The 18,026-nt window shown below is 65.3% G+C and carries 16 protein-coding genes; 10 read left to right on the top strand and 6 right to left on the bottom strand.

Translation table 11 applies throughout. From position 1 onward, the window contains the following. Positions 1-26 precede the first annotated feature (26 nt). From HNP55_RS03205 to HNP55_RS03195, 3 genes are all read right to left on the bottom strand, one after another. Complete coding sequence (locus HNP55_RS03205; RefSeq protein WP_184296069.1) at positions 27-1,613, bottom strand: ABC transporter substrate-binding protein; 1,587 nt, start codon at positions 1,611-1,613, stop codon at positions 27-29. A gap of 84 nt (positions 1,614-1,697) precedes the next feature. Beyond that, positions 1,698-2,045 carry a hypothetical protein gene (locus HNP55_RS03200; RefSeq protein ID WP_184296067.1) on the bottom strand — a complete coding sequence of 116 codons (348 nt, stop codon included), beginning with the start codon at positions 2,043-2,045 and terminating at the stop codon, positions 1,698-1,700. 16 nt (positions 2,046-2,061) lie between these two features. Continuing rightward, positions 2,062-2,319, bottom strand: coding sequence for a DUF2798 domain-containing protein (locus tag HNP55_RS03195; RefSeq protein ID WP_184296066.1), 258 nt, complete (start codon positions 2,317-2,319; stop codon positions 2,062-2,064). A gap of 122 nt (positions 2,320-2,441) precedes the next feature. On the opposite strand from HNP55_RS03195, the gene HNP55_RS03190 reads away from it, so the two are divergent. Further along, entirely contained in the window at positions 2,442-3,413 is a 972-nt protein-coding gene (locus HNP55_RS03190) for a LysR family transcriptional regulator (RefSeq protein ID WP_184296064.1), read from the top strand. Between the two features lie 16 nt (positions 3,414-3,429). Here HNP55_RS03190 and HNP55_RS03185 read toward each other — a convergent pair whose 3' ends face one another. After that, the gene (locus tag HNP55_RS03185; protein ID WP_184296062.1) at positions 3,430-4,272 is read right to left on the bottom strand and encodes an isopenicillin N synthase family oxygenase; all 843 of its coding nucleotides are present in this window, start codon (positions 4,270-4,272) and stop codon (positions 3,430-3,432) included. Positions 4,273-4,672: 400 nt separating this feature from the next. Between HNP55_RS03185 and HNP55_RS03180 the strand changes: the two genes are divergently transcribed. The 6 genes from HNP55_RS03180 (at position 4,673) to HNP55_RS03155 (ending at position 12,525) form a co-directional block, all read left to right on the top strand. Then, entirely contained in the window at positions 4,673-7,531 is a 2,859-nt protein-coding gene (locus HNP55_RS03180) for a 2-oxoglutarate dehydrogenase E1 component (protein WP_184296060.1), read from the top strand. Between the two features lie 72 nt (positions 7,532-7,603). After that, positions 7,604-8,848, top strand: coding sequence for a 2-oxoglutarate dehydrogenase complex dihydrolipoyllysine-residue succinyltransferase (gene odhB / locus HNP55_RS03175; protein ID WP_184296058.1), 1,245 nt, complete (start codon positions 7,604-7,606; stop codon positions 8,846-8,848). A 16-nt stretch (positions 8,849-8,864) separates the two neighbouring features. After that, positions 8,865-9,194: a DMT family transporter gene (locus HNP55_RS03170; protein ID WP_184296056.1), complete on the top strand. Its 330-nt coding sequence runs from the start codon at positions 8,865-8,867 to the stop codon at positions 9,192-9,194. Positions 9,195-9,216: 22 nt separating this feature from the next. After that, positions 9,217-10,638, top strand: coding sequence for a dihydrolipoyl dehydrogenase (lpdA, locus tag HNP55_RS03165; RefSeq protein ID WP_184296054.1), 1,422 nt, complete (start codon positions 9,217-9,219; stop codon positions 10,636-10,638). Positions 10,639-10,702: 64 nt separating this feature from the next. Next, the gene (gene zapE / locus HNP55_RS03160; RefSeq protein ID WP_184296051.1) at positions 10,703-11,803 is read left to right on the top strand and encodes a cell division protein ZapE; all 1,101 of its coding nucleotides are present in this window, start codon (positions 10,703-10,705) and stop codon (positions 11,801-11,803) included. Between the two features lie 14 nt (positions 11,804-11,817). Next, positions 11,818-12,525, top strand: a complete 708-nt coding sequence (locus HNP55_RS03155) for a hypothetical protein (protein WP_184296049.1) — start codon at positions 11,818-11,820, stop codon at positions 12,523-12,525. A 19-nt stretch (positions 12,526-12,544) separates the two neighbouring features. On the opposite strand, the gene HNP55_RS03150 is transcribed toward HNP55_RS03155, so the two are convergent. Next, positions 12,545-13,312 carry a PP2C family protein-serine/threonine phosphatase gene (locus HNP55_RS03150; RefSeq protein WP_184296047.1) on the bottom strand — a complete coding sequence of 256 codons (768 nt, stop codon included), beginning with the start codon at positions 13,310-13,312 and terminating at the stop codon, positions 12,545-12,547. 141 nt (positions 13,313-13,453) lie between these two features. Here HNP55_RS03150 and HNP55_RS03145 point away from each other — a divergent pair, with 141 nt between their 5' ends. After that, positions 13,454-13,681 carry a YdcH family protein gene (locus tag HNP55_RS03145; protein WP_184296045.1) on the top strand — a complete coding sequence of 76 codons (228 nt, stop codon included), beginning with the start codon at positions 13,454-13,456 and terminating at the stop codon, positions 13,679-13,681. 293 nt (positions 13,682-13,974) lie between these two features. After that, entirely contained in the window at positions 13,975-15,867 is a 1,893-nt protein-coding gene (locus tag HNP55_RS03140) for an ATP-dependent DNA helicase (protein ID WP_184296700.1), read from the top strand. A 51-nt stretch (positions 15,868-15,918) separates the two neighbouring features. Here the strand turns inward: HNP55_RS03140 and HNP55_RS03135 are convergent, their stop codons facing one another. Then, complete coding sequence (locus HNP55_RS03135) at positions 15,919-16,758, bottom strand: outer membrane protein assembly factor BamD (RefSeq protein WP_184296043.1); 840 nt, start codon at positions 16,756-16,758, stop codon at positions 15,919-15,921. A 56-nt stretch (positions 16,759-16,814) separates the two neighbouring features. Between HNP55_RS03135 and HNP55_RS03130 the strand changes: the two genes are divergently transcribed. Then, complete coding sequence (locus HNP55_RS03130; RefSeq protein WP_246448121.1) at positions 16,815-17,855, top strand: RluA family pseudouridine synthase; 1,041 nt, start codon at positions 16,815-16,817, stop codon at positions 17,853-17,855. The last annotated feature ends 171 nt before the right edge of the window (positions 17,856-18,026 follow it).

Below are 18,026 nucleotides of genomic sequence, written 5' to 3'. Positions count from 1 at the left end.
TGGAAAGGGGCGGGGCTCCCCCTAACTTAACGCAAGCTGGTCCAGCGCGGCTCGGGCCGGTCGTCGGCCCGGTGTGGGGTCTCCACATTGCTGCGCATTGCCCAGGGCCGCACCTGGTGGTGGATGGGGATGAAGAAGAACTCGTCCCGTACCCGCAGCAAGGCCTCGCGCATCTGGGCGTCGCGCTTGGCGACATTGACCTCTACCTTCATGGCCTGCACCAGGGCGTCCAGCTTGGCATCGCTCAGGCGCGAAAAATTGCCCTTGCCATCGGCGCCCGTGGTCTTGGTGTGGACCACGTCCTGCAAGGTGTACTGGGCATCAAAGGTGACCACGCCCCAGCCGTAGAGGTAGAGCGGCGAGTCCAGGCGCTGCAACAACTGGGAATGCTGGGACATGGGGCTGGTGGCCAGCTTGGCCTTGACGCCGATCTTGCTCCACATCACCACCACGGCCTGGCAGATTTCTTCGTCATTGACGTAGCGGTCGTTCGGGCAGTTCAGCGGTACCTCGAAGCCGCTCGGGTAGCCGGCCTCGGCCAGCAGTTTCTTGGCCTTGTCCACGTCCTGCTTGGGCGCCATATCGATGTCGGCCGTGTGGCCATGCACGCCGGGCGCCACCATGATGGCGGCGGGCACCGAGAGGCCGCGCATCAGGCTGCGTTTGATGGCCTCGCGGTCTATGGCCAGATTCAAGGCCTCGCGCACGCGCTTGTCCTTGAAGGGATTCTTGCCTTTGATATTGCTGCCCTTCAGTTCTTCGCTGCCCTGGTCCATGGCGATGAAGATGGTGCGATTCTCGTTGCCGTCCAGCACTTTGAGCTTGGGGTCGGTGCGCAGCTTGGCCACGTCTTGGGTGGGCAGGTCGGTCAGCAGGTCCAGCTCGCCCGAGAGCAGGGCGGCCACGCGGGTGGCGTCGCTCTTGATGGGCAGATAGCTGATCTCGCTGACATTGCCCTTGTTCGTGTCCCACCAGTCTTTGTTGGCGACCAGTGTGATTTTTTGGTCGGGCTGCCAGCCGGTGACCTTGTAGGGGCCTGTGCCCATGGCATTGCGCGAGGCGTAAGTGTCTTCCTTGGCCTTGAAGTCCTGGGTGTTGGTGGCCTTGTTCTTCTCCGCCCAGCTCTTGCTCATGATGCGGAAGTAGACCAGATTGCGCAGCAATATGGGGTTAGGCCCGTCCAGCAGCAGGTCCACCGTGTAGTCGTCGATCTTTTTGATCTCCTTGATGCCGCTGACGAAGATCTGCAGATTTGCCTGCGGCTGACGCACGCGGCCGAAGCTGAACAGCACATCGTCGGCCGTGAAGGGCGTGCCGTCATGGAACTTGACGCCGCGGCGCAGCTCAAAGCGCACTTGCGTGGGGCTGATCTGCGTCCACTTGCTGGCCAGGGCGGGCTCGGGCTGGAACTTCTCGTTGTAGCGGGTCAGGCCTTCGTAGGCGAGGCCGCCGATGGTGTTGGTGGTGGCGTGGTTCTGCGAATGCGGGTCCAGGGTTTGGATATCGTTCTGCGCGGCCCAGCGCAGCGCGGCGGCCTGGGCGTTCAGGGCCGGCATTCCGGCGGCCAGTGCCAGGGCTGAACAAAGAAGGCTTTGCCGAACGAATTTCGTCATGATGATCCTTGCTGCATGAGGAACTTGAAGGCTGCGATGCTAGCCCTGTGTGCTTGGGGCCCGGCTAGAGGATTGCCCGGGGATTCAAGGCCCTGGCTCTTGCGGCAACGCTTGTATGTGCGCATCGCAACCCAGGCCGGCCGCAATCCAGCGCCGGCTGCGCCGCGCCAGCCAGGGTGCCAGCCAGCGGCTCAGCAGGCCTTGCGCGGGCCAGCCCAGCACCTCGGCGGGCGCCAGCAGCATGCCGCATACATAGCGATTTACCTCATCTGACCAACGCAAGGCCTTGCAAATGCCGTGGCGCTTGCGGCTGACCAGCATGCCTATGGGGCAGGGCTCGCTCAAGCAGCACAGGCCGCAGCCATTGCAGGGTGCGCCCCAGGCGGGCTTGGGCGGGGCATCGGTGTGAATGTGGATGATGGTTGGGTGCATGGCGGCTTGATCCGCCTTATTCTGCCCTCACGCTGGCCATCACCAGCCTGGCCACCAGTGGGCGCACGATCAGCACGCAGACAAAGGCCACCGGCATGGCCAGGGCATAGGCCTTGAGCACGCGGCCGATGAAATCGGGTCTCAGGCCGCCATTGGCGGCCACGATGACCATGCACATCAAGAAGGCCATGATGCCGGCCATGTAAAAGGCCGAGACGAAAGGGGTGCTGGACTTGGGGAGCTTCCAGCGTGAAGAGACGGGGTAGCGGGGCATGGTGTTTTGGGTGTGGTGTTGACGAGGCCTACTGTAGGCAGGCCGGGGCGGCCCAGCCAGCCCGGGCCAGCCGACAACAGCTGTTGTGAAACCCATCGACCGAGGGCCGCGATAATTCATGCATGAAGAATATGCGGGGCCTGGAATGTTTCGTCAAAGCCGTCGAGGCGGGCAGCATTGCCGCAGGCGCACGCTTGCTAGGCCTGTCTGCCGGCTCGGCCAGCCAGAATATTGCGCGCCTGGAGCGTGAGCTGGGCGCCGTCTTGCTGACCCGCAGCACGCGGGCGATGGCGCTGACGCCGGCCGGCACCGCCTATTACGCCCGGGTGCGTGATGTCCATGAGCAACTGGCGCAGGCGCGCGACGAGCTGGGGCAGAGCCAGGGCCGGCCGCAGGGCAAGGTCAGGATTGCCTGTACCACGACGCTGGGCCGGCATTTGATCGCGCCCTTGCTGGCCGGCTTCATGGCCCAGCACCCGCATATCGAGCTGGAGTTGCTGCTGTCGGACGAGGTATTGGATCCCATCAAGCTGGGCCTGGACCTGAGCGTGTGCTTCCGTGACCAGCTCAAACCCGGCATGGTGGCCCGCAAGCTGCTGGAGCTGCCCATGGTGTTTTGTGCTGCGCCCAGCTATCTGGCGCGGGCCGGGACGCCGACCGATCCCATGGACTTGAGCCAGCACGACTGCCTGGGCTATCGCTTCAGCGTCGAGGGCCGGCGCCTGCGCTGGGGTTTTGAGCGCGATGGTGTTCATTTTGAACCCGAACCCAGAATCGTGGCCCTGTGCAATGACATCGATGCGCTGGCTGCCATGGCTGTTGCCGGAGCAGGCATCACGCGGCTGGGTAGCTTCGTCGCCCGGCCCTTGGTGGAGGCGGGCTTGCTGAAGCCGCTCTTTCTGTCGACACGGCGCGGCAAGACGCCTCAGCTACGGGCGCAAAGCCTGGCGTTTTTCATCTGCTACCGTGATCGGCGCCAGATGGTCGGCCGGCATCGCTTGCTGGTGGACTATCTGCTGGCTGCCTTGCAAGACCACCCGGCCTTGAGTCTCAGTGACTTGCGTGACAGACCGCCCGAGGGGCATCCCGGGTAGCTCCGTCACTCGCTGATCAGCTCTTCACCCCCAGCTCGCGCAGGCGCTCCTGCAGATAGCTGTGGGCCGTGTGGCGGTCCGACAGCACCACCTCGTTGCGCGGGTGCAGGAAGAGCGGCAAGGAGACCCGGCTGCGGCCGGCGCCTTCGCCCGTGGGGTTCACCACCCGGTGCTGGGTGCTGGGGTAATAGCCTTGCGAGGCCTCTTCCAGCATGTCGCCGATATTGATGATCAGCATGCCGAAGTCGCAGGGCACGTCAAACCAGGCCCCGTCCATGCCCTGCACCTGCAGGCCGGGTTCGTTGGCGGCCGGCAGAATGGTCAGCAGATTGATGTCGCCGTGGGCGGCGGCGCGCAGGGCGCCGGCGGGTTCTTGGCCGGTCAGCGGCGGGTAGCGCAGCACCCGCAACAGGGTCTGTCGGCTGTCTTCGATCATTTTTGACAGGGGCTCGCGATAGTGCTGTGCGATCTCCGGCGGTGTGAATTGCTCCACCCAGCCCAGCAATTCGGCGGCCAAGGCATTGGCCTGGGCGTAGTAGAGATCGGCATCGGGCTTCAGTGCGGCCGGCACCCGGCCCCAGGGGTAGACGTGGTAGTACTCCTTGATGTCCTTTTGGCTGCTGCCCTTGGCCGTCTCGGAAATTTCGGTGGAGAAATAGCCGTCCTGCTGCTCTTTGGAGAAGGGGAACTGGTGTTTCTGGTCGGTGTTGAAAAAGGCCAGCCAGTCGGCGTAGATCTTCTCCACCAGGGCTTGCTGGATGGGGTGATTGACCAGCACGCCAAAGCCGGTGTCGTGCAATGACTGGGTGAAAAGGCGGGCGGCGTCAGGGGCGCGGTAGTCGACGACTTGGACTTGCATCTTGATTCCTGGACTTTTTTGCTTGCAGGCTGTCAGTTTAGGTCAAGCCCCGCTGCTTACCCTGTGCGCACCGGGTGCTTCAATTCGGCGGCAGAATGAGCTGGCGCAAATGCAGCACTTCACCCGGAAGGCTGCTTGTGCTAGCGACCCGGCCCGCCTTGCAGCCGCTTCAGAAATGCCTTGTAGTTCCGATACTGCGACAGTCCGCCCGACGCCTTCGGGTGGCCCATTAAGACAAAAGTGCTACAGTGCCCCCTGTTTTTTTTAGACTCAGGTCCTTCCCGTCCCCTTTTCTGGCAACAGCGAAGGCGGGTCGCAATCCGCCAACCGGTCGAGCCGTGTCGCGGAAGGTTTATCAACCAGCCAATGCCCTGGAAGCCGGGGTTAAAGGTGAGCGAAGATGATGCAGCAATACAGGTCTAACTCCTACCTGTTCGGGGGCAATGCCCCTTATGTCGAAGAGATGTACGAGGCCTACCTCGACAATCCGGGCTCCGTGCCCGACAACTGGCGTGCGTATTTCGACGCATTGCAGCATGTGCCGGCAACGGACGGCAGCGATACGCGCGATGTGGCCCATGCGCCGGTGATCGAGTCCTTCGCCCAGCGTGCCAAGGCCAATGCCTTCGGCAACAAGGCCTCCGGCGCCGATCTGGCCGTCGCCCGCAAGCAAGTCCATGTGCAATCGCTGATTGCCGCCTACCGCAATGTCGGTTCGCGCTGGGCCAATCTGGATCCGCTGCAGCGCACCGAGCGCCCGCGCATCCCTGAGCTGGAAACCTCCTTCTATGACCTGACGGAGTCCGATATGGACATTCCGTTCAGCGCCACCAACACCTATTTCACCAAGGCCGAGCAGATGACCCTGCGCGAAATCGTGCAGGCCTTGCGTGAAACGTACTGCGGCAGCGTCGGCGCCGAGTACATGCACACCACCGACCAGAACGAAAAGCGTTGGTGGCAGGAGCGCCTGGAGACGATCCGCTCCAAGCCCAGCTTCACGCCCGAGAAGAAAAAGCACATCCTTGACCGCCTGACCGCGGCCGAAGGCCTGGAGCGCTATCTGCACACCAAGTACGTGGGCCAGAAGCGCTTCTCCCTGGAGGGGGGTGAGAGCTTCATCGCCGCCATGGACGAGCTGGTGCAGCGCGGCGGCGAAGCCGGCGTGCAGGAAATCGTCATCGGCATGGCCCACCGCGGCCGCCTGAACGTGCTGGTCAACACCCTGGGCAAGATGCCCAAGGACTTGTTCGACGAGTTCGAGCACAAGGCCCCCGAAGACCTGCCGGCCGGCGACGTCAAGTACCACCAGGGTTTCTCAAGCGATGTGAGCAGCCCCGGCGGCCCGGTTCACCTGACCCTGTCCTTCAACCCCTCGCACCTGGAAATCGTCAACCCGGTGGTGGAAGGTTCGGTCAAGGCCCGCATGGACCGCCGCGGCGACAAGGCCGGTGCGCAAGTGCTGCCCGTGCTGGTGCACGGCGACGCGGCCTTTGCCGGCCAGGGCGTGGTGATGGAAACCCTGGCCATGGGCCAGACCCGCGGTTACTTCACCGGCGGTACGGTGCATCTGGTGATCAATAACCAGATCGGTTTCACCACCTCCGACCCGCGCGACAGCCGCTCCACCCTGTATTGCACCGACGTCGTCAAGATGATCGAAGCGCCGGTGCTGCATGTGAATGGCGATGATCCCGAAGCCGTGGTGCTGTGCACCCAGCTGGCGCTGGAATACCGCCAGCAGTTCAAGAAGGACGTGGTCGTCGACATCATCTGCTACCGCAAGCTGGGCCATAACGAGCAGGACACCCCCGCTCTGACCCAGCCCCTGATGTACAAGAAGATCGCCCAGCATCCCGGCACCCGCAAGCTCTACGGCGACAAGCTGATTGCTCAAGGCGTGCTGGGCGCCAGCGGCCCGGACGATATGTTCAAGGCCTTCCGCGCCGCCATGGACGAAGGTCGCCACACCGTCGACCCGGTGCTGACCAATTTCAAGAGCAAGTACGCCACCGACTGGTCGCCCTATCTGGGCAAGAAGTGGACCGACTCCTGCGACACCGCGCTGCCGGTGACCGAGTGGAAGCGTCTGGCCGAGAAGATCACCACCATCCCCGAGACCTTCAAGGTCCACTCCCTGGTCGAGAAGGTGATCGCCGACCGCGCGGCCATGGGCCGTGGCGAGATCAATGTGGACTGGGGCATGGGCGAGCACATGGCTTTCGCCTCCCTGGTGGCCTCGGGCTATCCGGTGCGCCTGTCGGGTGAGGACTGCGGCCGCGGCACCTTTGTGCACCGCCATGCCGTGCTGCACGACCAGAACCGCGAGAAGTGGGACACCGGCATCTATGTGCCGCTGCAGAACGTGGCCGAAGGCCAGGCGCCCTTCGTCGTCATCGACTCCCTGCTGTCCGAAGAGGCCGTGCTGGGCTTCGAGTACGGCTACGCCTCGGCCGACCCGGTGACGCTGACGATCTGGGAAGCCCAGTTCGGCGACTTCGTCAACGGCGCCCAAGTGGTGATCGACCAGTTCATCGCCTCCGGCGAAGTGAAGTGGGGCCGCGCCAATGGCCTGACCCTGATGCTGCCGCACGGCTACGAAGGCCAGGGCCCCGAGCACAGCTCGGCCCGCCTGGAGCGCTTCATGCAACTGGCCGCCGACAACAATATGCAGGTGGTGCAGCCGACCTCGGCCTCGCAGATCTTCCACCTGCTGCGTCGCCAGCAGCTGCGCATGTTCCGCAAGCCGCTGATCATCATGACGCCCAAGTCGCTGCTGCGTAACAAGGACGCCACCTCGCCGTTGGCCGAGTTCACCAAGGGTGAGTTCAAGACCGTCATCGGTGAGCGCGACGCCGCCATCGAGGGCGCCAAGGTCAAGCGCGTGATCGCCTGCTCCGGCAAGGTGTATTACGACCTGGTCAAGGCGCGTGCCGAGCGCAAGCTGGCCGATGTGGCCATCATCCGCGTGGAGCAGCTCTACCCCTTCCCGCACAAGGCTTTTGCGGCCGAGCTCAAGAAGTACCCCAATGCCAGCGAAATCGTCTGGTGCCAGGACGAGCCGCAAAACCAGGGTGCCTGGTTCTTTGTGCAGCACTATGTGCACGAGAACATGGCCGAAGGCCAGAAGCTGGGCTATGCCGGCCGTCCGGCCTCGGCCTCGCCCGCCTGCGGTTATGCCCATCTGCACCAGGATCAGCAGAAGTCGCTGCTGGAGCAGGCCTTCGGCAAGCTCAAGGGCTTCATCCTGACCAAGTAATCCACCGCCCCAAGCCCGTGCCGCCGAAGTGCCGCGGGCTTGTTTGCGTTCAGAACCGAAAGAATTCACATCATGGCAATCATTGAAGTCAAAGTCCCCCAGCTGTCCGAGTCCGTGTCCGAAGGCACGCTGCTGACCTGGAAGAAGAAGCCCGGCGAAGTCGTGGCGATGGACGAAATCCTGATCGAAATCGAGACCGACAAGGTCGTGCTGGAAGTGCCCGCGCCCAGCGCCGGCGTGATGGCGCAAATCGTCAAGAACGACGGCGAGAGCGTGGCCAGCGAGGAAGTCATCGCCCGTATTGATTCCGAAGGCACGGCGCAAGTCAGCCCGCTCGAAGTCAAGGCCGTGGTCGCCGATGTGCCGGCTCCTGCGGCCGCTACCGGTGGCAGCAAGGGCGATATCGCCATGCCCGCCGCCGCCAAGCTGCTGGCCGAGAAGGGCCTGGCCGCCACCGACGTGGCCGGCAGCGGCAAGGACGGCCGCGTCACCAAGGGCGATGCCCTGGCCGCCAGCGCCAAGCCCGCCGTGGCCGCTCCGGTTGCCGTGGCCGCAGCGCCCGCTGTCGCCAAGCCCCTGCCCGCCGTCGCCGCACCCGTGGCCGCCAACCTGGGCGACCGCCCCGAGCAGCGCGTGCCCATGACCCGTCTGCGCGCCCGCGTGGCCGAGCGCCTGCTGCAATCGCAGTCCACCAACGCCATCCTGACCACCTTCAACGAGGTGAATATGGCGCCCGTGATGGAGATGCGCAAGAAGTTCCAGGAGAAGTTCGAGAAGGAGCACGGCGTCAAGCTGGGCTTTATGAGCTTCTTCGTCAAGGCCGCCGTGGCCGCGCTGAAGAAGTTCCCGGTGCTGAACGCCTCGGTCGATGGCAATGACATCGTCTACCACGGCTACTTCGACATCGGCATCGCCGTCGGTTCGCCGCGCGGCCTGGTCGTGCCCATCATCCGCAATGCCGACCAGCTGAGCTTTGCCGACATCGAGAAGAAGATCGCCGAATTCGGCCAGAAGGCCAAGGAAGGCAAGATCTCGCTGGACGATCTGAGCGGCGGCACCTTCTCCATCTCCAACGGCGGCACCTTCGGCTCCATGCTGTCCACCCCCATCATCAACCCGCCGCAGTCGGCCATCCTGGGCGTGCATGCGACCAAGGACCGTGCCGTGGTCGAGAACGGCCAGGTCGTCGTGCGTCCGATCAACTATCTGGCCATGTCCTACGACCATCGCATCATCGACGGCCGCGAAGCCGTGCTGGGCCTGGTGACGATGAAGGAAGCGCTGGAAGACCCGGCCCGCCTGCTGTTCGACATCTAATCCCCGCGTCGGCGCAATGTCTCAAACCACGGCCTGGATCTATCTGCTGCTGGCAGGGGTCTGCGAGATCGGTTGGCCCCTGGGCTTCAAGATCTCGCAACAGGCCGAGTACCGCGTCAGCGGCATCGTTGCTGCCGTCGCCTCCATGGGTTTGAGCGGTTGGCTGTTGTGGATGGCGCAGCGCGAAATCCCTATCGGCACGGCTTACGCCGTCTGGACGGGCATAGGCGGCGCCGGCACTTTTTTGATCGGGGTGATGTTCTTTGGCGATGCAGCCACGCTGTGGAGATTCCTGGGCGTGGCCATGATCGTCGGCGGAGTCGTCACCCTCAAGCTCGCCCACTGAGACGTGGGCGCAGGAGCATTTGATGAGCACAAAACAATTTGACGTCGTCGTGATCGGCGGCGGCCCCGGCGGTTATATCGCCGCCATCCGCGCGGCCCAGCTGGGCTTTAACGCGGCCTGTATCGACGAGTGGAAGAACGACAAGGGCGGCCCGGCCCCCGGCGGCACCTGCACCAATGTCGGCTGCATCCCCTCCAAGGCGCTGCTTCAGTCCAGCGAGCATTTCGAGCACGCCAAGCTGCACTTTGCCGAGCACGGCATCACCACCGGCGAGGTGGCGATGGACGTGGCCAAGATGCTGGCCCGCAAGGACCAGGTCGTGAAGCAGAACAACGACGGCATCCTCTACCTGTTCAAGAAGAACAAGGTCACGTTCTTCCACGGCCGCGGCAGCTTTGTCGCCGCCAAGGATGGCGTTTATGAGATCAAGGCCGGCGAAGAAACCATCAGCGCCAAGCATGTGATCCTGGCCACCGGCTCCAACGCCCGTGCCCTGCCTGGCACGCCTTTCGACGAGCAGAACATCCTCTCCAACGACGGCGCCTTGCGCGTCGGCGGCGTGCCTAGCAAGCTGGGCGTGATCGGCTCCGGCGTCATCGGCCTGGAGCTGGGCTCGGTGTGGCGCCGTCTGGGTGCCGAGGTCACGGTGCTGGAAGCCATGCCGGCCTTCCTGCCTGCCGTCGACGAATCGGTCGCCAAGGAAGCCGCCAAGATCTTCAAGAAGCAAGGCCTGAAGATCGAGCTGGGCGTCAAGATCGGCGCGGTCAAGTCCGATGCCAATGGCGTCAGCGTGGCCTATACCGACGCCAAGGGCGCCGAGCAAAGCCTGGCCGTGGACAAGCTCATCATCTCCATCGGCCGCGTGCCCAACACCATCGGCCTGAACCCCGAGGCCGTGGGCCTGAAGCTGGACGAGCGCGGCGCCATCGTGGTGGACCATGACTGCAAGACCAATCTGCCCAATATCTGGGCGGTCGGCGATGTGGTGCGCGGCCCCATGCTGGCCCACAAGGCCGAGGAAGAGGGCGTGGCCGTGGCCGAGCGCATCGCCGGCCAGCATGGCCATGTGGACTTCGACATCATCCCCTCGGTCATCTACACCAGCCCCGAGATCGCCCAGGTCGGCAAGACCGAGCAGCAACTCAAGGCCGAAGGCGTGGCCTACAAGGCGGGCCAGTTCCCCTTCCTGGCCAACGGCCGTGCCCGCGCCCTGGGTGACACCAGCGGTTTCGTCAAGTTCCTGGCCGATGCCAAGACCGACCAGATCCTGGGCGTCCACATCATCGGCCCCATGGCCTCGGAGCTGATCTCCGAAGCCGTCGTCGCCATGGCTTTCAAGGCCTCTAGCGAGGACATCGCGCGCATCTGCCATGCCCACCCCTCGCTGTCCGAGTCCACCAAGGAAGCGGCCTTGGCCGTGGACAAGCGTACGCTGAACTTCTGAGCTAGGGACAGCTATTGATCAAAAGGGGCGGCCGGGGTCGCCCCTTTCGCTTTGGGATCCGTGCATGACAAGCGTTACTGAGCTTTACCGTCAAACCCTGCAGGAGCGCGGCTACAGCGCCGACCCGGCCCAGCTGCGCGCCGTGGCGGCGCTGCAGCGCTGCCAGGACGAATGGGCCGACTACAAGGCGCGCCGCAGCAATGCCGTCACCAAGCTGCTGCGCCATCCGCCGCTGCCGCGCGGCGTCTATATGTTCGGCGGGGTGGGGCGGGGCAAGAGCTTTTTGATGGACTGCTTCTTCCAGGCCGTGCCGCTGACGCGCAAGACCCGTCTGCACTTCCACGAGTTCATGCGCGAGGTGCACCGCGAGCTGCAGGAGCTCAAGGGCATTGCCGACCCGCTGGAGGAACTGGGCAAGCGCATCGCCAAGCGCTTCCGCCTGATCTGCTTCGACGAGTTCCATGTGGCCGACGTCACCGACGCGATGATTCTGCACCGCCTGCTGGACGCCATGTTTCGCCACCGCGTCTCCATCGTCACCACCTCCAACTTCCAGCCGGACGAGCTCTATCCCAACGGCTTGCACCGCGACCGCATCCTGCCCGCCATCGAGTTGCTCAAGCAGAAGTTGGAGGTCATCAATGTGGACAATGGCTTCGACTACCGCCGTCGCACCCTGGACCATGTGGAGCTCTACCACCAGCCCCTGGGCGAGGCGGCCGATCGGGCCCTGACGGCGGCCTTCGAGGCCCTGGCCGAGGCGCGCGAGGAAAGCCCGCTGCTGCATATCGAGCACCGCGAGATTCACGCCCGGCGCCGCGCCGGCGGTGTGGTCTGGTTCGACTTCAATGCCTTGTGCGGCGGGCCGCGCTCGCAGAACGATTACCTGGAACTGGCCAGTCAGTTCCACACCCTGATCCTGTCCGATGTGCCCGAGATGCCGCCGCGGCTCAGCAGCGAGGCGCGCCGTTTCACCTGGCTGGTGGACGTGCTCTACGATAGGCGGGTCAAGCTGATCATGTCGGCCGCCGTGCCGGCCGAGAGCCTGTACACCGACGGCCCGCTGGCGCATGAGTTTCCGCGCACGGTGTCCCGTTTGCAGGAGATGCAGTCTTCGGAGTATCTGGCGCTGGATCGCCGCGATGTGGATACCTCGCTGACTTGAGAAAGGACGAGCGCATGCCTTTCAATGCTCTGCCCCGACGCGAGGGCCAGGACTTTCGCCCAGGGCTTGGCTCTTGCTTGCTGGCTGCCTTGGTCGGTCTGCTCGCACCCTTGGCACAGGCCGGTGAAACGGAGACCGAGCGCGCCCAGCTCGGCCGCGCCCGCCAGGAAATCGAGGCCCGCTTCGTCCGCGACAGCCAGGTCTGTGAATCGCGCTTCTTCGTCACCTCCTGCCTGGATGAGGCGCGGGCCCGCAAGCAGGCCGATCTGCGCCCTCTGCAGGCGCGCGAAGACGCGCTCAACACCGCCGAGCGCCGTGCCCGCGCCCAGGCGCAGCGCGAGGATGTGCAGCGCCGCCAAAGCGAATTCGCCAGTGAGGAGGCGCGCCGCCGTACCGAGGCCTTGCTCGCGCCCGCCGTGCCGGCCAGCCAGGTCCCACGCGAGCTGCGCTCGGCCCGCCAGCCCGCTGCCGATTGGCGTGAGCGCGAGCTGCAAAAAGCGGCGGACGAGGCGCGCGCCGCGCGCGCTGCCCAGCAGCGCCGTCAACAGACGCACGAGCGCGAGCTGCAGATCAAGAGCCGCCAGACCCAGGCCGAGGCGCGCAAGGCCCAGCGTGAGCAAGAGCGGGGTGCGCAGCCTCCTCCCTTGGCCTTGCCCAAGCCGACGGCTGCCGAGCTGGCTGCTGCGGCCCGAGCCGCCAGCGCGGGGTCCGCCAAACCTTGAGCCTCTGAGTCCGGTTTGCTCAGGACAGGGCTTGCAGGCGGACGATGGCGAGCGACAGGTTGTCGCCGCTGCCCCGGGCGCGGCTGCGGGCCTTGTTGATCAAGGCCTCGGCCGCTTCGCGCGGGGGCAGGGTGCTCAGGGCCAGGCCCATTTCGCTGGGGCTGAAATAGTGCCAGAGGCCATCGCTGCAGCACATCAAGCTGTCACCGACCTCCAGGCTTTCGACGCAGCTGACGCTGGTCTGCGGCTCGGCCACCGTGCCCAGGCAGGCGGTCAGCAGATTGGACTGCGGGTGGCTGAGGGCTTCTTGTTCGCTGATCTGGCCGTCGTCGACCAGGCGCTGCACATAGGAGTGGTCCATGGTGCGCTTGAGCATGCGATGGCCGCGGTAGAGGTAGATGCGCGAATCACCCGAGTGGATCCAGTAGCAGCGCCGGTCGGCGTCGATCAGGAAGGCGGCCACCGTGCTGTGCGGTTCTTCCTCGGCCGAGAGGGCGGTCAGCTTGATCATCAGATGGGCTTCTGAGATCAGCTGTTGCAGCAGGTCCGCGGCCGATTCCTCGCCCGGTACAAAGCGCTCGAACAGCTGGCGGGCGGTCAGCAAGACCTGGTCGGCCGCCTTGCGCCCGCCGCTCTTGCCGCCCATGCCATCCGCCACCACGGCCAGCAGGCAGCCGGCGTAGCGCGGGTGATTGATCACTTCTACTTGGTCTTGTTGGTAGCTGCGGTCACCTCGATGGGTGCCGGTGGCTGCGAGCAAACGAAAGCCGGGGGGGGTGCGCGTCATACCGAAAACTATAATCGCTATTCCCGGGGGAACTGGGCGTTTGTGGCCCGATTTCGGTCCCGCCGTTCAGCGCCTTCTTAGCGCGGCCCCCGTTGTATTTCGGCGCTATATGCGCATGCCACCGACCGCGAACCTGCCCCTATGGATGATCAACTTCACTCGCTGTCGCGCCGCCTGATCGAGTTGCGCATGGAGCATGCGGACCTGGATTTGATGATAGACCGCCTGGCCGCCGACGAAACCCTGGCCAAGTCCCAGGGCCAGCCCGCGGACGAGTTGAGCCTGCGCCGCCTGAAAAAGCGCCGCCTGGCCCTGCGTGATTTGATCCAGCGCTTGGAGCAGGAGTTGGACCCGGATGAATTGGCCTGAGAAAGCTGACCCCTCGCCATGCTGGACCGTCCCCCAGCCCTCGGGACTATGATTTTTCGAGCCAGGCTCCCGATTTGAAAACCCAAGACGCCACCGACCGCCCCAGCCCGCATGCCCAGGCCGGTTCGCCCGCCGACCCTTTTGGCCTGATCGAGGCTTTCGACGCCCACCAGGCTGCGCCGCAAGCGGCCGCACCCAGCGAGCTGGAGCAATGGGTGGCCGCGGCCTTTGCGCCCGGCGGCCCGATCGCGCGCGCCGACCCCGCTTATTCGCCGCGCGAGCAGCAACTGGCCATGAGTCAGGCCGTCGCCCAGGCCATCGCCCGGCGCGAGACCCTGGTGGTGGAGGCCGGCACCGGCGTGGGCAAGACCTTCGCCTATCTGGTGCCCGCGCTGCTGTCGGGCGGCCGCGCCCTGATCAGCACGGCCACCAAGAATCTGCAGGACCAGCTCTTTATGCGCGACCTGCCGCGCCTGTGCGCCGCCCTGCAGGTGCCGGTGCGCATCGCCCTGCTCAAAGGGCGGGGCAGCTATCTCTGCCTGCACCGCCTGGGCCATGCGCGGCACAGCGCGGATCTGCCGGACAAGCGCTCGGTGATGGCCTTGGCCCGCATCGAGACCTGGGCGCAGCAGACGCGCAGCGGCGACCTGGCCGAGCTGGAGGGCCTGGACGAGCGTTCGCCCGTCCTGCCTTTCGTGACCTCCTCGCGCGACAACTGCCTGGGTTCCGAATGCCCGGACTTCCGCGCCTGCCATGTGGTGAAGGCCAGGCGCGAGGCCATGGAGGCCGATGTGGTGGTGGTCAACCACCATCTCTTCTTTGCCGACATGACGCTGCGCGACAGCGGCGTGGCCGAGCTGCTGCCCAGCGTGGACCTGGCGGTGTTCGACGAGGCCCACCAACTGCCCGAGGCCGGCGTGCAATTCCTCGGCACCTTGCTGGGCACGGCCCAGCTGCTGGACTTCGGCCGGGATGTGCTGGGCCTGGGCCTGGCCCAGGCCCGTGGCCTGCAGGACTGGCAAGGCCTGCAGGCGCGCCTGGAGCGTTCCGCCCGCCAACTGCGCCTGGCCTGCGCCGGCCCCCTGGCCACGGGCGGCCGGGAAGTGCGCGGCATGCTCAAGCTGGCCTGGAAGGAGCGCGCCGGCCAGCCCGGCTTTGCCGCGGCGCTGGCGGACTTGGCCGAGACGACCGAGCTGGCCGTGGACCAGCTGGCCACCGTGGCCGAGACCTCGCCCGACTTCCAGCGCCTGCACGAGCGGGCCGTGCAACTGCGCAAGCTGGTCGAGGTGTTTGCCCAGGAGCCCGAGCCGGCCGATGTGCGCTGGATCGATCTGAGCCCGCATCAGGCCCGTCTGGTGGAGTCGCCGCTGGACATCCGCGAGGCCATGCTGGAGCAGCTCGGCGGCCCGCAAGGGCAGAACAAGGCCTGGGTCTTCACCTCGGCCACGCTGGGCGACGACGAGCGCCTCAGCTGGTTCACCGAGCCGGCCGGCCTGGACGAGGCCACCGTGCTGCGGGTCGGCAGCCCCTTCAATTACGCGGAGAACGCCAGGCTCTACATCCCGCGCAACTTCCCCAAGCCGAATGAGCCGAACCATCCGCTCCAGGTGGCGGCCCTGGCGGCGCGCTGTGCGCGTGCCCTGGGTGGGCGTACTTTTGTGCTGACGACGACGCTGCGGGCCCTGCAAAGCATTGGCGACGCGCTGCGCCAGGACTTTGAGGAGGGCGGGGACGAGATCGCCGTGCTCCAGCAGGGCGTGGCGCCCAAGCGCCAGCTGCTGCAGCAGTTTCTGGACGACCCGCGCGCCGTGCTGCTGGGCTCGGCCAGCTTCTGGGAAGGCATCGATGTGCCCGGCGACAAGCTGCAATGCGTGTTGATCGACAAGCTGCCCTTCCCGCCGCCCAATGACCCTCTGGTCGAGGCGCGGGTGCAGCGCCTGGAGGCCGCGGGCCGCAATGCGTTTGCGCATTACTTCATTGCCGAGGCGGCGATCTCGCTCAAGCAGGGCGGCGGGCGCTTGATCCGCACCGAGCAGGATCGTGGTTTGCTGGTGGTGTGCGACCCCCGCATGGCGGTGATGAATTACGGCCGCCGCCTGCGCGAGGCCTTGCCGCCCATGACCCGCCTGGCGGAGGAGCAGCAGGCGCTGGACTGGCTGCAGCTGCTGGCCGATATCCGCGCGTAAAAAAAGCGCGCCGCAGCGGCGCGCTTTTTTGAGGGCTGGTTCAGTGAGTGCTTACCAGATCTTCCACCAGGCCTTTTTCTCGCTATTCGGGTTCAGGTAGGCGCTGTTCGGGAAGCTCTTGGCCAGCACGCGCTGGGCATCGTCGCGCAGGGGCGCGAGACCCAGCTTGTCATAGCTCTTGACCATCAGCTGCAAGGCATGCTCGGCGGCCGGGGCCTGCTGGAATTCCTGCACCGTCTGCTGGGCCCGGTTGGCCGCCGCCACATAGGCGCCGCGCTCGTAGTAGTAGCGCGCCACATGGACCTCGTAATTGGCCAGGGTGTTGGTGATGAAGTCCACCCGCACGCGCGCATCGCCGGCGTATTTGGAGTCGGGGTATTGCTCCACCACCTGGCGGAAGGACAGCAGGGCGTCGCGCGAGGCCTGCTGGTCGCGCTCGGAGATGTCCTGGCTGGCCAGGCGGCCGAACAGGCCCAGGTCTTCGTTGAAATTGACCAAGCCCTTCATGTAGAGGGCGTAGTCCATTGCGGGGCTGGAGGGGTTGAGCTTGATGAAGCGGTCCAGCACGGTGATGGACTGGGCGCGCTCGCCACTGCGGTGGTAGGCCCAGGCCAGATCCAGCTGGGCTTGCTGGGCCAGCAGGGTGCCGGCGGCGCGGCCTTCGATGCGCTCCAGGCTCTTGATGGCGCGGTCATAACTGCCGGCCGAGAGGTCATCTTTTGCCTCTGCGTACAATTTGTCCAGACTGGCTTGCGAATTCGGGTCCTCTTTGGGCGCCGAGGAACAGGCGGCCAGAGCCAGCAGGGCAAGGCCGGCGAGCCAGCTCGCACGCGACCTTGAACGCGCATCGGACGTGGGTGCCGAGCGGCGCTTCACACATTTTTCTATCATGATCCCTACAGGGCGGTGCTTGACACCCCCTCAGCTGAAGACGGAGCTTTCATTATATGGTTCAGGCCCTGCCTGCAAGTTCGACCGCGTCCATGGAGGGCGGCGATGAAGAGTGGGGCGCCGATCAGGAGGGCGCCGAGGCCGGCCGCGAGGGCGCCGAGGCACGCCAGGCTGTTGTAGACGCCGATTGGCATACCCAGCGGGTCGACCGCTTCCTGGTCCAGATGGCGCCGGAGTTTTCGCGCAACCATCTGCAGAATCTGATCGAGCGCGGCTGTGTCAGCGTCAATGGCCAGCCGCTCAACAGTGCCTCGCGCAAGCTTTTGGCGGGTCAGCAGGTGCAGGTCGTGCTGCTGCCGACCGAAGAAAGCCGGGCCTTCCGGGCCGAGTCGCTGCCGCTCGATATCGTCTATGAGGACGCCCATGTGCTGGTGCTTAACAAGGCGGCCGGCATGGTGGTGCACCCGGCCTCGGGCAATTGGTCCGGCACGGTGATGAATGGCTTGCTGGCCCACCATCCGGCGGCCGCCACCTTGCCGCGGGCCGGCATCGTCCATCGCCTGGACAAGGACACCAGCGGCCTGATGATGGTGGGCAAGAGCTCGGAGGCGGTGACGGCGCTGACCCGCATGATCGCCGCCCGCGAGGTGCATCGCGAGTATGTGGCCCTGGCGTTTGGCCGCGTGCCCGAGGCCCTGGTCATCGACGCGCCGCTGCGCCGCGACCTGATCTCACGCATCAAGATGGCCGTGCTGGCGACCGGCAAGCCCTCGCGCACCGATGTCTACGCCCTGGGCCTGGGCGAGGTGGGGGTGCGCAGCGTGTCGGCCGTGCATTGCGTCTTGCACAGCGGCCGTACCCATCAGATCCGCGTGCATCTGGCCTACAAGGGTTATCCCCTGGTGTCCGATGCGCTGTACGGCGGCGTGCCGGCCCTGGGCCTAACGCGCCAGGCCCTGCATGCGGCGCGGCTCTCGTTTGCGCATCCGGTGACGGGGGTGGCACTGCGCTTTGATGCATCTTTGCCACAGGATTTGGCATCGGCCTGGGACTTGTTGGGCCTGCCGCCCTTTGAGCTTCCGCCGGTGGCCTACTGAGCGCGCTACAATCGGCCTGCATTGATGCCTGAAGGATCAGGTAATCAAGCCCGCCGCGCATGCGGCTATGCACAAAGCCCCGCCTCCTGGCTTGTCAAGCACGACTTAGGCTAGCGCCCCAGACGCCAGAGGCCTGGAACAGCAAACCCCCGTTTGAATCGGGAAAGATGA

It is taken from the genome of Roseateles oligotrophus (assembly GCF_014204525.1).
Taxonomy (GTDB): Bacteria; Pseudomonadota; Gammaproteobacteria; order Burkholderiales; family Burkholderiaceae_C; genus Paucibacter_A; species Paucibacter_A oligotrophus_A.
Note: the sequence above shows the minus strand (reverse complement) of the source record. Positions and strands in the feature narration are given on the sequence as shown.

What these genes read in the sequence shown, in the direction of transcription:
- HNP55_RS03185 (WP_184296062.1), bottom strand. Translation starts at nt 4,272, where the DNA reads ATGCAAGTCCAAGTCGTCGACTACCGCGCCCCTGACGCCGCCCGCCTT.
- HNP55_RS03200 (WP_184296067.1), bottom strand. Translation starts at nt 2,045, where the DNA reads ATGCACCCAACCATCATCCACATTCACACCGATGCCCCGCCCAAGCCC.
- HNP55_RS03180 (WP_184296060.1), top strand. Translation starts at nt 4,673, where the DNA reads ATGATGCAGCAATACAGGTCTAACTCCTACCTGTTCGGGGGCAATGCC.
- zapE (WP_184296051.1), top strand. Translation starts at nt 10,703, where the DNA reads ATGACAAGCGTTACTGAGCTTTACCGTCAAACCCTGCAGGAGCGCGGC.
- HNP55_RS03150 (WP_184296047.1), bottom strand. Translation starts at nt 13,312, where the DNA reads ATGACGCGCACCCCCCCCGGCTTTCGTTTGCTCGCAGCCACCGGCACC.
- HNP55_RS03140 (WP_184296700.1), top strand. Translation starts at nt 13,975, where the DNA reads ATGAGTCAGGCCGTCGCCCAGGCCATCGCCCGGCGCGAGACCCTGGTG.
- HNP55_RS03190 (WP_184296064.1), top strand. Translation starts at nt 2,442, where the DNA reads ATGAAGAATATGCGGGGCCTGGAATGTTTCGTCAAAGCCGTCGAGGCG.
- HNP55_RS03145 (WP_184296045.1), top strand. Translation starts at nt 13,454, where the DNA reads ATGGATGATCAACTTCACTCGCTGTCGCGCCGCCTGATCGAGTTGCGC.
- HNP55_RS03135 (WP_184296043.1), bottom strand. Translation starts at nt 16,758, where the DNA reads ATGATAGAAAAATGTGTGAAGCGCCGCTCGGCACCCACGTCCGATGCG.
- odhB (WP_184296058.1), top strand. Translation starts at nt 7,604, where the DNA reads ATGGCAATCATTGAAGTCAAAGTCCCCCAGCTGTCCGAGTCCGTGTCC.
- HNP55_RS03130 (WP_246448121.1), top strand. Translation starts at nt 16,815, where the DNA reads ATGGTTCAGGCCCTGCCTGCAAGTTCGACCGCGTCCATGGAGGGCGGC.
- HNP55_RS03170 (WP_184296056.1), top strand. Translation starts at nt 8,865, where the DNA reads ATGTCTCAAACCACGGCCTGGATCTATCTGCTGCTGGCAGGGGTCTGC.
- lpdA (WP_184296054.1), top strand. Translation starts at nt 9,217, where the DNA reads ATGAGCACAAAACAATTTGACGTCGTCGTGATCGGCGGCGGCCCCGGC.
- HNP55_RS03155 (WP_184296049.1), top strand. Translation starts at nt 11,818, where the DNA reads ATGCCTTTCAATGCTCTGCCCCGACGCGAGGGCCAGGACTTTCGCCCA.
- HNP55_RS03195 (WP_184296066.1), bottom strand. Translation starts at nt 2,319, where the DNA reads ATGCCCCGCTACCCCGTCTCTTCACGCTGGAAGCTCCCCAAGTCCAGC.
- HNP55_RS03205 (WP_184296069.1), bottom strand. Translation starts at nt 1,613, where the DNA reads ATGACGAAATTCGTTCGGCAAAGCCTTCTTTGTTCAGCCCTGGCACTG.